The organism is Actinomyces israelii DSM 43320 (assembly GCF_000711965.1).
Taxonomy (GTDB): domain Bacteria; phylum Actinomycetota; class Actinomycetes; order Actinomycetales; family Actinomycetaceae; genus Actinomyces; species Actinomyces israelii.
Map to the genome: position 1 here is coordinate 20,258 of NZ_JONS01000024.1, position 12,985 is coordinate 33,242.

A 12,985-nucleotide genomic window follows, 5' to 3' on the forward strand; every position below is an offset into this window, starting at 1 on the left:
CGTTGTCGGTGATCAAGCGATGAAGACGTCTTCCCAGGCCTCCCCGGACGCGCCCGAGGCCCCGCCCCGGCCCTCCATGGGGCGCGGCTCCCGGGTGGCGCGCGTGCGCGGCCGGCTGGCGCTGCCCACGCTGCGGCGCGCCACCGGCCTGCTCGACGGGCGCCACAAGTCGGTGCTCCTGGGCCACGGCCAGGACTTCGACGACCTGTCGCTCTACCGGCCGGGCGACGACGTGACCGACATCGACTGGAAGGCCTCGGCGCGCATCGGCCAGCCCGTCATCAAGCGCTACCAGCGGGAGGCCAACCTGCCCCTGGTCCTGGCGGTGGACACCGGGCGCACCATGGCGGCGCAGACGCCGGCCGGCGAGGACAAGCGCGAGCTCGCCCTGGCCGTCGCCGAGATCTTCGCCTACCTGGCGCGCATGCGTGGGGACCCGGTCGCGCTCGTGGCCGCCGACGCCGACCGCCAGGTCTCACGGCCCCCGCGCTCCGGCTCCGAGCACGCCGAGACGCTGCTGACCCAGCTGGCCCACCTCTTCAACGACCTGACCGACTCCGACGGCGCGGCGCCGGGCGCCGGCCTTCTCGCCGCGGGGGCTCCCGCCTCCGACCTGGTCACTCTTCTCGACCGGGTCTCCATCTGGCACCGCAGACGCAGCCTGGTGGTGCTCATCACCGACACCGCCCACCCGGACCCGGTCCTCGCCCCCCGCGTCGTCGACCTGCTGCGGCGCCTGTCGGCCCAGCACGAGCTCATCGTCATCCAGATCGAGGACGACGACCCGCTGACCCCCGGGCGCGGGCGCGCCCACGACGTCGAGCTCTCCGGGGAGGTCCCCGCCTTCCTGCGCGAGGACAAGCTGCTGGTCGTCCGTCTGGCCCGGCAGGTCCAGGCCAGGCGCATCGCCGTGACCGCCGCGCTGGACGCCCGCCGCATCGAGTACGTCACCGTTGCCGACGACGCCTCCATGGTCGACCGGATCGCCGACCTGCTGGCCCGCCAGCGCCTGGCCTCCTCCAGAGGGAGGCGCTGAGCCGTGCAGATCAACAGCCCGGTGCTCATGCCGGTGTGGATGATCATCGTCGCCGTCGTCGGCCTGGTCCTGGTCGCGGCCTGGCTGCTGCGGTCCCTGCTCGTCACCCGCCGCGACCTCAGCCGGGAGGTGGGCGACATCCCCATGGCGCCTGCCGAGCGCGGCCGGTGGGGCGACCGCGTCGAGTCCGCCAAGGCGCGCTTCGCCTCCGGCGAGATCGACCTGCGCGGCCTGCACCTCGAGCTCGCGTCGATCCTGCGCGGCTTCGCGGCCGCCCGCAGCGGCGAGGACATCACGACCGCGACGGTGCGCGAGATCCTGGACATGTCCGACACGGCCGGCCCGCGCGACATCGAGGACCGGCTCAGGCTCGTGCGCCGTCACCGGCGCCCGCTCGACACCAACCCGCTGGGGCACGTCGGCGAGCTGCTGGCGGTGTGGGAGCAGCCCTCCTTCGGCCGCGACCCCGAGGCCGCGGCCGAGGAGGCCGTAAGCGAGGCGAGGGAGGTAGTGACCCGATGGTGATGACCTGGCTGGCGTGGGCCCTGATCGGTCTCGGCCTGCTGGTCGGCGTGCTCGCCGCCACGGGCAGGATATCGTGGCCGCCGGACGGCCGGGGCAAGGACGGGCCCAGGCGCGTGGCCAACTCCGCGGTGCTCCTGGCCAGCCCGCTCGTGCGGGCCCGGGTGCGCCGACGCCGGTTCCTGCACGCCCTCCTGGCCGTCCTGGCGGTTGTCGGGCTGGTCGCCGCCTCGCTGGTGGCGGGGCGGCCGGTGGACCGCGCCGTGCGCAGCAAGGCCCTGGCCAGCCGCGACATCGTGCTGTGCCTGGACGTGTCCACCTCGATGCTCTCGGCCGACGTCGAGATCCTCGACACCTTCGGCAAGCTGCTGGACACCTTCGAGGGCGAGCGCGTGGCGCTGGTCGCCTGGAACACGACCGCTCAGACGATGGTGCCGCTCACCGACGACTACGACCTGCTGCGCTCACAGTTCGAGGAGGCGGCTGACGCCCTCGACTTCCGGCCCAGCCATCTCAACCCGATGTCGGACAAGTACATCACGACCTTCAGCGGCACGATGCCGCAGGGCGTCCGGGCCTCCTCCCTCATCGGCGACGGGCTCGCCTCGTGCAGCCTCGCCTTCGACAACAACAAGGTGGAGGACCGCTCGCGCTCGATCGTGCTGGCCAGCGACAACCAGGTCGTCGACCCGCTGAACCAGCAGATCTACTCCCTGAACGAGGCCGCCGACCTGGCCTCCCAGGAGGACATCCGCCTGTTCTCCCTGTTCGGCTCCGATCCCAGCACCGTGGACCCGTCCCTGACCGGGATGACCTTGCAGCAGGCGCGCGACAACCTGAGATCCGTGACCGAGAACCACAGCGGCTTCTTCTACGAGGTCGATGACCCCGATGCCGTCGAGGGGATCGTCAAGGAGCTGGAGTCCGACCAGGCCACCGTGCTCGAAGGCGACACCGAGGTGCGGGTCACCGACGTGCCCCAGACCCCGGCGGCGTATCTCGTCGTGGCCGTCGCCGTGCTGCTGGTCCTGACCGCCTGGAGGCGCGCATGAGCTTCGAGCCGATGTTCAACAGCGGGGGGTGGCTCCTGGTCGCCGTCGTGGCCGTGCTCCTGGCGGCGGCGCTGGCGTGGTCGGCGCGCTGGCTCCTGCGCCCCGACGCCGATCCCGGTTCGAAGTGGACCTGGGGCAGGCGCGTGGCGCTGGCGGTCGTGACGGTCCTGATCATGGCCGGACCCAGCGTGCCCGTCACCCAGACGCGCTCGACGTCGAATATCGAGGTCTACCTCGTCGTGGACCGCACCGGCTCGATGGCGGCCGAGGACTGGGCCGGCGGCCCCGACAACGGCGGGGGCACGAGGCTCGACGGCGTGCGGCAGGACCTGATGGCCATCCGGGACGCCTTCGCGTCCGCCCGCTTCTCCATTATCGCCCTGGACACGGCCGCCGCGCGCGAGCTCCCGCTGACCTCCGACATTGACGCCGTGACCTCGTGGATCAACTCCCTGCAGCAGGAGCAGACGGCACGGTCCAGCGGGTCCTCCCTGGAGCGGGCTCTGCCGCAGCTCTCCCAGGACCTGCGCGCCAGCTCCGAGAACTCCCCCGAGGCGGCCAGGCTCGTCTACGTCCTGTCCGACGGGGAGCCCACCGACGACGGCGCCGCCGCCTCGGATGCCGGCGCTGCCGGGCTGTCGTGGAGCCAGGTGGGCTCAATGGTCGACGGCGGCGCCGTTCTCGGATACGGGACGCCCGACGGCGGCCAGATGCGCGAGTTCGAGGTCGGGCAGACCCCCGATCCCAGTGCGGAGCCGACGTACATCACGGATCCGGATACCGGTCAGCCCGCCGTCTCCAAGCCCGACACCTCCGAGCTCCAGAACGTGGCCTCCGGCCTGGGCGTGCCCTACTTCCAGCGCACGGGCGGCAGCGACGACGTGCCGACGCGGGACTTCACCAGCGTCAATGTGACCGAGGTGTTCTCAGACGGCCGGGAGCGCTCGCACAGGCACACCTACTTCATCTGGCCCCTCGGGATCGTCGCCGCCATGCTGCTGATCCTGGAGATGGTGGAGCTGGGGCGCGCCGACCGGGCCGCTGCGCACCTGACCCGCTCCGTGGAGGGCGACGACGCTGCGCCGGGAGACGCGGGTCCGGGCGGTCCTGCGCCGGGAGGCCCGCCGGCCGGGCGCGCCGGCGGCCGGGCCGTCGCCGTACCGGCCGGTCCAGGCGCCATGGTGCGGGCCGTCCCGGTGACAGGCGTCGTGCCCGTGGCGGCCGCGCCGGGCGGCCCCGTGCCCGGCGCTCCTGTGCCGGGCGCCGTCGCGCCGCCCGGCTACCCGGGCGGCCGGGCCGCCGGACCGGGCGCACCGATGGGAGGACCGCGATGAGCGCGCCGCAGGTCCCCTCTGCGCCCGAGGGCAGGGGCGGCGAGATCGGGACGGGCTCGCCCATCGTCTCCTCGGATCCCGACGGGGCCGAGGACCCGCGCCGCAGGGCGGCCCGGCTCCGCCGTCGTCGGCGCCTTCTGGCCTGGGGCGGCGCGCCGGCGGCGGTCGTGACGGTGGTGTCGGTCTGGATGGGCTTCGTCTTCCTCATGACGCTGGCGGCCAACCGGGCGGCGATCGCCGGGGACTACCCCACCGCGGTGAGCCGCTACGAGACGGTGGCGAGGGCCGATCCCTGGCTGGACAAGTGGCGGGTCCATTACAACCTGGGAACGGCCCGTCTGCTGAACAACGATGTCGACGGCTCCATCACCGAGCTGGAGGAGGCGCTCACGACCGCGCCCGCGGCGGGCATGGTCGCCGTCCAGCTCCCGGACGGGACGGAGACGCAGGTCCGCGATCCCAGGGCGCCCGAGTGCCTTGTGCGCGTCAACCTGTACATCGCCTACCTCTCACGTGCGAGCGGCGCCGCCGAGGCGGGTGACGAGGCCGGGGCGAAGGCCGCCCAGGATCAGGCGACAGCCGCCGCCGGGGAGTGCGAGGTCCCGCCGCCGCCGGACTCCTCGCCCACGCCGAGCCCGGACCCGACGAGCGACCCGTCGAGTGACCCGTCGGGCGAGCCTTCCAGCGGCCCGTCCGGCAAGCCCTCCGACGACCCGTCGAGCGGCCCCTCCAGCTCGGCCTCCGCGAGCCCGGGTGAGACGCCGACCCCCGTCAGCGAGACGACGTCGCCGGCAACGCCCAGCCCCTCGCCGGGCGATTCGCAGCGCGAGAAGCTCAAGGACCGCAATGGCCGGGCCAACGGCGACAGCACGGGGGGCCCCAAGGGCAACCGCCAGTGGTGACCGGCGGAGGCCGGCCTGGACGACCGGCGCCCGCCCCTTTATCGAGATCGGTCGAGTTCCGCGTCGAGATCGGTTCGGGAGGCCCCGGCTCGCAATCGCCTCTCAGATGATGGCGGTGCTGGGGCGGCCGCTCGGTCGGCTGCGAGGTCCCGCAGGGTACGGAAGGCTGCAACCTTCGGCTCGTACCTTGGGGCTCGCGGTCGTCGGTCTGCTCCTCGACCGCGGTGCCCGGCAGCCCGACCCGCTGGCACCGCCCCGATGGGCACCGCCTCCCGCCGGTGCGCCCTCTCGGGCGTGCGGGCGTCGACGACGGCGCAGTCGGGCCGCCCTGCGGCGCGGGTTCCCGGCGTCGTTGGCCTCTGAGAAGGCGGCGGCGCCTCGGACCGGCCCCGGCGCGGAAGTGAACCGGTCTCGGCCCGGAAGCGGGCCGAGACCGGCGGATGAGAGCGAGTGCGCGAGCGAGCCGGTCGCTGCGATCAGGCCTGAGGCTTGTTGGCGAGCAGGTCGCGGATCTCGGTGAGCAGCTCGACGTCGGTCGGCTCGGCGGGCTTGTCCTCCTCGGCCTTGGTCATGCGCTCCTTGAGCTTGTTCATCGGCAGGACGATGGCGAAGTAGACGGCGACGGCGACCAGGAGGAAGTTGACCACCTGAGTCAGGATCGTTCCCGGCTGGATGTAGCTGCCGTCCGCGAAGATCTTGAACTGGCCGATGGAGTCGAAGTTCGGCTTGCCGATGATCTGCCCCAGGATGTCCAGGATGACCTTGGTGATCGCGTCGACGATCGGCTTGAAGGCGTTGCCGATAATGACGGCGACGGCGAGCTCCAGGGCGTTGCCCTGCGAGATGAACTCCTTGAATCCCTTGAGCATGGGGGACCTTTCCTGGCTGGGCGAGGGCGCAGTGCGGCCGCTCGCGGAAGGATGGAAATAAGAATCCGGCAGCCCGGATGGGCTGCCGCCGCGGCACAGTGGCACCGAACAAGAGTCAGGGGCTCAGCACGACACCAAGAGCGCCGTTCGTGGCCGCGCTAACAATAAGGCTAGCGTTTGCTGCGGGAACGGCAAGAGTTATAAGTGTGACCTTCCTCCCCGCCGCCCATCTGCTGTCCTCGCCTTCGGTCGACGATAGGACCACGCGTGCATTACGGCATAAAACGTCCGTGCTCGGGCCCGCGTGGAACGTGCCCGTGCCAGCGGAGCCGTCCGTCCCCTGGACCGCGACCTCCCCGATGACGTCCACGTGCGCACCAGGTTCGGCCAGCTGCGCCCCGACCTCCACCGGGACCTGGACCAGCCGCTCGCCGTCCCCCAGGCCGACGGCGAGCGCCGCACTCGTCATCGAGACGGTCACTACCGTGCCCTTCTCCAGCCTGATCGCCGCCCGCGAGCCGATGACCTCGGGGCCCGCCAGGCCGTCGTCGGGAAGGGCATCCGGCGGCAGCGCGCGGGTGGCGAGGTCCTCGGCCGCGATGACCTCGCCCGCGCTGATGGGCCGCGCGGCGACGAGCACCTTCCGGCCGGGCTCCGGTCCGGGGCGAAGCACGTTGAGGGCCAGCACCGCGGCGGCGCCGAGGCACAGGGCGACCACGAGGTGGCGGTGGCGCCACAGGGCGAGCGATGGTCGGCGGATTCTCGGGCGGGAGGACGCGCGTGCGCTGCGGGAGGGGGCGTCGGGGGAGGAGCGGCTGCGTCGGAACATGTCTTCAGGGTGAGGCCTCCGGGCCGGAAGCGCACCTGTGGTTCCGAAACCTGTGGACAGCGCCGCGATCCGAGGAGGCGGACCGGGCCTGTGGAGCCCTGCGAGTGGCCGCCCGACGCCCCGAACCGATCTCGGCGCGGAAGTGAACCGATCTCGGCGAAGGGGGTGACGGGGGTGACGGGCTCCTCGCGCCTCCTCGCGCCTCAGCTCCCGGCGGCGAAGGCCGAGCCCTCCAGCAGGAACCAGGCGGACGGGGTGATGACGGCGTCCACGACCTCGTCGTGCTCCTCGGTCGGCAGCGGCCCGGGGACGAGCTCGTCGTCGTACACCATGGCGAAGACGCCGACGCCGTCGCGGCGCAGCGGGAGCATCCTGTCGTACCAGCCCCCGCCCTGGCCGAGCCGGCGGCCGCCGCGGTCCACTGCCAGGGCCGGGACGATGAGGGCGTCGGCCCGGGCGATCGCCTCGGCGGGCAGGGCCTCGCCGCTGGGCTCGGGGGGCCGCCCGGGCGCCCGCTCGGCGAGATCGCGCGCGCCGCGGAAGTCCCCCCACGACCGCGCCAGGTGCGGGCCGAGCACCGGCAGGAGCACGGAGACGCCCTGCTCGAGAAGACGGTCGAGCAGCTGCCGGGTGCACGGCTCGTACCCGACCGAGACGTACGCGGCCACCGTGCTCGCGCCGTCGAGGGCCTGCAGGGCGTGCTCGGTGAGGGCCTCGCAGTCGGCGTTGTGCCCGTGCTCGCAGCGACGGTGCCTGGAGCGCCGGTGGGAGCGCAGGATCGCGCGCAGCTCCTCCTTGGCGTCCTCCGTCTCCGATGGCGTCAGCGAGGCGGTGTCGGGCAGGGCGGCGGGCTCGGCGGGCTCGGCGGGGTCAATGGTCATGGGCTCATTTTTCTCGGGCTGGGGGAGCGGGACAACCACGATCCCGCCGCCGCCGCGCCGCCCTGCCCGGCCTGCCCGGGGACGGGCCGTGCATGCGCGTAGCCTGGGGAGGACATGCCCGGGGCACCAGGCTCGGGCGGGACACGGAGGAGCCAACCCCATGCGCACCGTTGCCGAGCACCTCGCCGCGTGCCTCGAGACCGCCAAGCCCGCCGCGCCGCTCGACGTCGTCCTGCTCGACGCCGTCGGCTGCGTGCTGGCCGAGGACATCGTCGCCGATCTCGACCTGCCCGCCGTCGACCTGGCCGGGCTGGACGGCTACGCGGTGATGAGCGCGGACCTGGCCGCCGCCACCGAGGCGGCGCCGGTGACGCTGGAGGTCATGGAGGCCGTCCGGGCGGGCGACATGCGCCCCACGCGGATAGTGCCCGGGGCCGCCGTCCTGATCGACTCCGGGGCGCCCATGCCCAGGGGCGCCGACGCCGTCGTGCCCTGGATGCTCACCGACCGCGGGCGCACCCGGGTGCGGGTGCGCGCCGCCGCGGGCACCGGTCAGAACGTGCGGCGCCGGGCGGGCGACGTCGCGTCCGGCACGACGGTGCTGCCCCGGGGCCTGCGCGTCTCCGCCCGCCAGATCGCCCTGCTGGCCGGCATCGGGCGCTACCGGGTCAAGGTCGTGCCCGCGCCGCGGGTCGTCATCGTCTCGATCGGCGACGAGCTGGTCGAGCCGGGCCAGTCGCGGGACGTGGGCGAGGTCTTCGACGCCAACGGCCACGCCCTGGCCTCGGCCGTCACCGACGCCGGCGGGCGGGCCTTCCGCGTGGCCGCCGTGCCCGACGAGCTGGGCGCCCTGGCCGAGACCATCGAGGACCAGCTCGTGCGGGCCGACGTCCTGATCACCACCGGCGGCCTGTCGGTCGGGCAGGGTGACACCGTCAAGGACGTCCTGTCCCCGCTGGGGTCGGTGCGCTTCGACGCCGTCGCCATGGCGCCGGGCCGGCAGCTGGGCCTGGGCACGGTCGAGGACACCCCGATCTTCTGCCTGCCGGGGGACCCGGTGAGCGCGCAGATCGCCTTCGAGGCCTTCGTGCGCCCGGTCCTGCGGCAGCTCGCGGGACGGCGGGACCTGCACCGCTCCTCCCTGCCGGCGGCGATCTCGGCGGGCTGGCGCTCGCCGGCCGGCAGGCGCGAGCTCGTCCCGGTCCTCCTGACCGGCTCGCCCTCGCGCGGTTACGCGGCCGCGCCGACGTCCCGGCCGGGCACGACCAGTCTGCTCGGCCTGGCGCGGGCCAACGCGCTCGCCGTGGTGCCCGAGACGACTGGCGCGGTGGTCGCCGGGGACACGCTGCACTGCCTGCTGCTGGACGCCTGAGCCGTGCGGGGGTTCCCGGGTTCGCTGGGCGCCGGGGTGCGCGCTGCGGTGCGACGACGACGGCGCTTCGCCTGGCCCGCGACGCTGACGGCCTCGGCGGTCACCGAGCGGGGGCTCGCCCGCGGGCCCGAGACGGTCAGGCTGCGGGCGGTGCGGCGGGCCGACGAGCGGGCCTGGTGCGCGCTGCGCCTGGCCGACGACGCGCGGCTGACGCCGTGGGAGGCGACCCTGCCCGCGGGCAGCCCCGAGACGCTGCGGCCCTTCCCGGCGTACGTGCGCCAGCAGAATCGGCTGGCGCGCCGAGGGGCGGCCATGCCCTTCGTCGTCGAGGTCGATGGCGTGCTCGCCGGCCAGGTGCCGGTCGCGCCCATCCAGTGGGGGGCGTTCTCCTCGGCGACCCTGGGGTACTGGATCGGCGGGCGCTGGGAGGGGCAGGGCGTCATGGCGCTGTCCGTGGCCATGGTCCTGGACCACCTGCTGGGTCCCGAGGTCGGGCTGCACCGGGTCGAGATCAATGTCCGCCCGGAGAATGCGCGGAGCCTGGCGCTGTGCCGGCGCCTGGGGCTGCGCGAGGAGGGGCTGCGCCGGGGGCTGATGAATATCGATGGCGCCTGGGCGGACCACCTGAGCTTCGCGGTCGTCGCGGAGGAGATGGGGAGCGGCCCCGGATTCGTGGGGCGCTTGGGGCGAATGTGACTTCTGGTATTCAAGGGGCTCAAGAGGTGGTTTAGGATTGCGATTTCGATCGCCCTGCGCCAACACGCCGGGTTTCTGGCTACCGGGGCGGCCCCGGCCCGCCTACGGTTGAGGGGTGGGAATCGAGGTTTGGGTGCTGGTGGCGCTCGTGGCGATTCTTTCCGCGTACCTTCTGCCGTTTCTGGTCGGGCGCCGGGAGGTGATGCGCCGGTCCAACGCCGACGACCGCTACTCCTCAGAGCTGCGGGTCCTGGCCACGGGCGACGCTCTCGCCTCGGACGCGTCCGACGAGGAGTGCGACGGCGGCGGGCGCGCGCAGATCTTTCGACGTCGACCGGAGGTGAAGGCCATGAACAGGCCCGCCGTGAGGAATGTGCGAGCGCTGCGCACCGAGCGCGAGCTGATCCGTGCGCGCCAGGCCCATGAGGAGGCGCGCGAGCGCCGCCGTGTCGCCGCCTCCCACCGCGCCGCCATCGCCTGCACCATTACGGGGGTCCTGCTCGGCCTGGTCGTGGTGTGCTCCCTGACGGCCCTGCCGTGGCCGAGCCTCGCCGTCCCGGGGGTGCTCCTGCTGGTGTCGCTGGGGGCCGGGCGCCGTGCCGCGCTCGCCTCGGCGGCGCTGGACCGGCGCGAACGGCGCCGGATCGCCGAGCTTGAGGACGAGCTGACCGACCTCACCGGGGAGCGGCCCGCCGCCCCGGCGTCGGTCCACCCCATCGCCTCCAAGGACAAGGGCAGGGACGAGCGGGCGGCCTCGCCGCGCGCGGCCGCCGAGCGGACGACGGCGGAGCCGGTCGCCGGCGAGGAGCCGGCCGACTCCGCGCCGGCCAGGAGGACTGCGGCGGCCGCCAAGCGCAAGGCGTCGCCCGCTGCGAGGCGGGCGCCCGCGGCGAGCGAGGCTGCGGAGCCAGTGGGCTCGGCGGCCGAGACGAGCGGGGCTGCGGCGTCAGCCGCTGAGGCGGTGCGGACGGCCGAGCGTGCGGGCGCGTCCGCCGCCGGGGCGCCGTCGGCGGACGGGACGAGACGGAGGCGCGCGGCCGAGGAGCCCGCCGAGCCGGCGGAGCGTCCGGCGGCTCGCAGCGGCGAGGGGGCGGCGGTCCAGCAGGCCCTCAGGGCCGTCGCGTGGCCGGTCACCGAGCTGGAGGCCGACGACGGGCCCTCCGAGCCTGCGCCTGAGCCGGCGTCCGGGCAGGCCGGCCCCGAGCGGGACGCGACGCCCGCGCGCAAGCGGAGGACGACGACAGGCGGCGCGGGGCAGGCGGCCTCCACGGCGCGGGAGGCCGTGCGGGAGGCCGCGCCTGCGACCCCGCCGCAGGGCTGGCACCCGGTTCACGTGCCCGCCCCCACCTACACGCTCGCGGCCCGCGCGCCCCGGCGCGCCCTGGAGGAGCTGGAGGAGGAGTCCTACCCGTCCGCGCCGGTGCCGGCGAGGCCGAGCAGCCTGCGGACGCTGGCGACCGAGGGCGTGGAGAAGGAGGAGATCGAGTTCCACCCCATCGATCTGGACGCGGTCCTGGAGAAGCGCCGCGCGGCCGGAGCCTGAGCCGGGGCTGTACACCCTGGCTCGGGCTGGACGGCGGTGGCGCGGGTCACGGAGCGCTGAGTTGCGGGCGGCGGCGGCCGCGGTGCTACGATCGTCCCGCACCCGGGGCTATGGCGCAGTTGGTAGCGCGTCTCGTTCGCAATGAGAAGGTCGGGGGTTCGAATCCCCCTAGCTCCACCACGCGCAACGGGCCCGCCCCGCCCGACGGTGGGAGCGGGCCCGTGTCATGACCGTCGAGATCGGTTCATCTCCGCGGTGAGAGAGCGCTTCCGGGCGCGAAGGCCCCGGCGCGCTGCAGCCCAGCCGGCCCTGCCGCCGGCTCCCACACGGCTGTGAGGATGTGCCGGCCGTGAACCGTCCACCGCCCGTTGAGCCGTTCGATTGTGCGACCACCGGCATGGCGCCCGACTACGAGCAGCCGCCCCGTGAAGGTGCCGTCATCTGAGCGGACGGTCAGCTCGCAGTCGGTGAAGTCGAGCCAGGTCCGGGTGAGCGGGAACCAGGCCTTGTAGATGCTCTCCTTCGCGCTGAACAGCAGGCGGTCCCACGCGACATCCGGCTGGACGCAGGCCAGGCGGGCGATCCGGCGCGCTTCGGCGGCGACGGCGACCATCTCGGCCACGCCCTCCGGCAGCGGCTCATTGGGCTCCGCATCGATGCCCAGGGCCAGGACGTCGCTCCTGCGGGCGACGGCCGCGGCCCGACAGCCTTCGCAATGGGTGAGGCTTCCGACCACCCCCGCGGGCCATCGCGGTTCCCGGTTGGGGCCCGGGAGGATCGGGGCCGGCGGCTGCCCGAGGCGGCGCAGAGCCCGACGGGCGCAGTCGCGGACGGCGGCGAATTCGGCGCGGCGTCTGGGCACGGCCTTGGCGACGACGGCGCTCTCCTCGGGGAAGAGAACGCCTGCCGGCGCGTCATGCGGCGTCTGCTCGACCTCCACCGCCGTGGGCAGCAGGTCTCTGAACCCGCCCGTCATCGTACCGGCGCCCATGATCTCCTCATCCGCCCTATCCGCCTTGTGCCAGCGCACGACCTGTCGCGCGCAGCCCCGGACCGCATTTTACGACTCCCTGTCGTTATCCGCGCTGAAAAAATTATAACTGATATCGATCGCTTCCTGCGGTTCCGTCTTTCGCGGGTCGGGCGCCTCGTTCCGGGTCCCGCGGGGTGTCCGGCGCTTGAGAGGCCTTGACGGTGCGGGCGCGGTCGACTACCATTTAGTTACACATTGTAACTATGTGATGCCGGCGTGTGCGCCGCACATCCCAAAAGGAGTCGTAACGTGAGTACGGAGACGCGTAATGAGGATGTTCGCGAGAATCCGCATGGCGGTTCGTCACCTCGGAAGCCTGCTGCGTCGACAAGGCTGGGCACGAGGGACCTGATTACTCTCGGCGTCTACAGCGTGCTGTACGTCGTGGTCATGTTCATTGCGGGGATGCCGTTCGCGTTCAGCCCGGTGCTGACCTATGCGCTGCCGGTCTCGGCGGCGTTCTTCTGCGCCCCCGTGTACCTCCTGCTGGTGGCGAAGGTCCCCAGGCGCGGGGCGGTCGCGATTCTCGGCGCAGTAGTCGGCCTTGTGCTGTTCGTCACGGGCATGTTCTGGCTGTGGGCGGTCGCGGCGCTGGTGCTGGGCGTTGCCGCCGGAGAGATCACCGCGCTCGGGCGCTTCCGGAGCCCGGGCCTGAACACGGTCAGCTACGTGGTGCTCGCCCTCGCCCCGCTCGCGAGCTACGTCATGGTCTGGATCAATCAGCAGTCCTATCGCGCCTATCTCGTCGGAAAGGGCACCGACGACTCCTACATGAACACGATGATCGCGGCGGCGAACCAGTGGCTCCTGGTGGCGATCGTGGTGGGCACTCTTCTCGCCGCCTGGCTCGGCACGCTGCTGGGACGGCGGATGCTCGCCCGCCACTTCACGCGCGCCGGTATCGTCGCCTGAGGCG

Annotated in this window: 13 protein-coding genes and 1 tRNA gene; 10 read left to right on the forward strand and 4 right to left on the reverse strand. The window is 73.3% G+C overall.

All coding sequences use genetic code 11. The features are described 5' to 3' along the window. Window positions 1-19 precede the first annotated feature (19 nt). From O145_RS09580 to O145_RS09600, 5 genes are read left to right on the forward strand one after another with little or no spacing between them, the layout of a single operon-like run. Entirely contained in the window at window positions 20-1,036 is a 1,017-nt protein-coding gene (locus tag O145_RS09580) for a DUF58 domain-containing protein (RefSeq protein ID WP_043562462.1), read from the forward strand. A gap of 3 nt (window positions 1,037-1,039) precedes the next feature. After that, on the forward strand, window positions 1,040-1,561 hold the full coding sequence (locus O145_RS09585; protein WP_043562463.1) for a hypothetical protein: 522 nt from the start codon (window positions 1,040-1,042) through the stop codon (window positions 1,559-1,561). Then, entirely contained in the window at window positions 1,555-2,610 is a 1,056-nt protein-coding gene (locus O145_RS09590) for a vWA domain-containing protein (protein WP_043562464.1), read from the forward strand. Before O145_RS09585 ends, O145_RS09590 begins: the two co-directional genes overlap by 7 nt. Then, window positions 2,607-3,944, forward strand: coding sequence for a vWA domain-containing protein (locus tag O145_RS09595; protein ID WP_043562465.1), 1,338 nt, complete (start codon window positions 2,607-2,609; stop codon window positions 3,942-3,944). The genes O145_RS09590 and O145_RS09595 overlap by 4 nt, the downstream gene beginning before the upstream one ends. Continuing rightward, window positions 3,941-4,846, forward strand: coding sequence for a tetratricopeptide repeat protein (locus O145_RS09600; RefSeq protein WP_043562466.1), 906 nt, complete (start codon window positions 3,941-3,943; stop codon window positions 4,844-4,846). The genes O145_RS09595 and O145_RS09600 overlap by 4 nt, the downstream gene beginning before the upstream one ends. A gap of 476 nt (window positions 4,847-5,322) precedes the next feature. Here O145_RS09600 and mscL read toward each other — a convergent pair whose 3' ends face one another. The 3 genes from mscL to O145_RS09615 form a co-directional block, all read right to left on the reverse strand. Beyond that, the gene (gene mscL / locus O145_RS09605) at window positions 5,323-5,715 is read right to left on the reverse strand and encodes a large conductance mechanosensitive channel protein MscL (RefSeq protein ID WP_043562467.1); all 393 of its coding nucleotides are present in this window, start codon (window positions 5,713-5,715) and stop codon (window positions 5,323-5,325) included. A 115-nt stretch (window positions 5,716-5,830) separates the two neighbouring features. Further along, window positions 5,831-6,544: an SAF domain-containing protein gene (locus tag O145_RS09610; RefSeq protein WP_404975967.1), complete on the reverse strand. Its 714-nt coding sequence runs from the start codon at window positions 6,542-6,544 to the stop codon at window positions 5,831-5,833. Between the two features lie 203 nt (window positions 6,545-6,747). Further along, on the reverse strand, window positions 6,748-7,425 hold the full coding sequence (locus O145_RS09615; RefSeq protein ID WP_052374929.1) for a 5-formyltetrahydrofolate cyclo-ligase: 678 nt from the start codon (window positions 7,423-7,425) through the stop codon (window positions 6,748-6,750). Between the two features lie 160 nt (window positions 7,426-7,585). Here O145_RS09615 and O145_RS09620 point away from each other — a divergent pair, with 160 nt between their 5' ends. From O145_RS09620 to O145_RS09635, 4 genes are all read left to right on the forward strand, one after another. Next, complete coding sequence (locus O145_RS09620; protein ID WP_043562469.1) at window positions 7,586-8,797, forward strand: molybdopterin molybdotransferase MoeA; 1,212 nt, start codon at window positions 7,586-7,588, stop codon at window positions 8,795-8,797. Window positions 8,798-8,800: 3 nt separating this feature from the next. Beyond that, complete coding sequence (locus tag O145_RS09625; protein WP_043562470.1) at window positions 8,801-9,493, forward strand: GNAT family N-acetyltransferase; 693 nt, start codon at window positions 8,801-8,803, stop codon at window positions 9,491-9,493. Window positions 9,494-9,608: 115 nt separating this feature from the next. Next, a complete protein-coding gene (locus O145_RS09630) occupies window positions 9,609-11,036 on the forward strand; it encodes a flagellar biosynthesis protein FlhF (RefSeq protein ID WP_043562471.1) in 1,428 nt (475 codons plus the stop codon). 104 nt (window positions 11,037-11,140) lie between these two features. Further along, window positions 11,141-11,216 (forward strand) — tRNA-Ala (locus tag O145_RS09635). A 64-nt stretch (window positions 11,217-11,280) separates the two neighbouring features. On the opposite strand, the gene O145_RS09640 is transcribed toward O145_RS09635, so the two are convergent. After that, window positions 11,281-12,027: a 4'-phosphopantetheinyl transferase family protein gene (locus O145_RS09640; protein ID WP_156966691.1), complete on the reverse strand. Its 747-nt coding sequence runs from the start codon at window positions 12,025-12,027 to the stop codon at window positions 11,281-11,283. A gap of 291 nt (window positions 12,028-12,318) precedes the next feature. Between O145_RS09640 and O145_RS09645 the strand changes: the two genes are divergently transcribed. Continuing rightward, window positions 12,319-12,981, forward strand: coding sequence for an MptD family putative ECF transporter S component (locus O145_RS09645; RefSeq protein WP_169740338.1), 663 nt, complete (start codon window positions 12,319-12,321; stop codon window positions 12,979-12,981). The last annotated feature ends 4 nt before the right edge of the window (window positions 12,982-12,985 follow it).

Excerpts from the sequence above, each read along its gene's own strand:
- O145_RS09590 (WP_043562464.1), top strand. The coding sequence starts at position 1,555 with ATGGTGATGACCTGGCTGGCGTGGGCCCTGATCGGTCTCGGCCTGCTG.
- O145_RS09580 (WP_043562462.1), top strand. The coding sequence starts at position 20 with ATGAAGACGTCTTCCCAGGCCTCCCCGGACGCGCCCGAGGCCCCGCCC.
- mscL (WP_043562467.1), bottom strand. The coding sequence starts at position 5,715 with ATGCTCAAGGGATTCAAGGAGTTCATCTCGCAGGGCAACGCCCTGGAG.
- O145_RS09620 (WP_043562469.1), top strand. The coding sequence starts at position 7,586 with ATGCGCACCGTTGCCGAGCACCTCGCCGCGTGCCTCGAGACCGCCAAG.
- O145_RS09600 (WP_043562466.1), top strand. The coding sequence starts at position 3,941 with ATGAGCGCGCCGCAGGTCCCCTCTGCGCCCGAGGGCAGGGGCGGCGAG.
- O145_RS09640 (WP_156966691.1), bottom strand. The coding sequence starts at position 12,027 with ATGGGCGCCGGTACGATGACGGGCGGGTTCAGAGACCTGCTGCCCACG.
- O145_RS09595 (WP_043562465.1), top strand. The coding sequence starts at position 2,607 with ATGAGCTTCGAGCCGATGTTCAACAGCGGGGGGTGGCTCCTGGTCGCC.
- O145_RS09615 (WP_052374929.1), bottom strand. The coding sequence starts at position 7,425 with ATGACCATTGACCCCGCCGAGCCCGCCGAGCCCGCCGCCCTGCCCGAC.
- O145_RS09610 (WP_404975967.1), bottom strand. The coding sequence starts at position 6,544 with ATGTTCCGACGCAGCCGCTCCTCCCCCGACGCCCCCTCCCGCAGCGCA.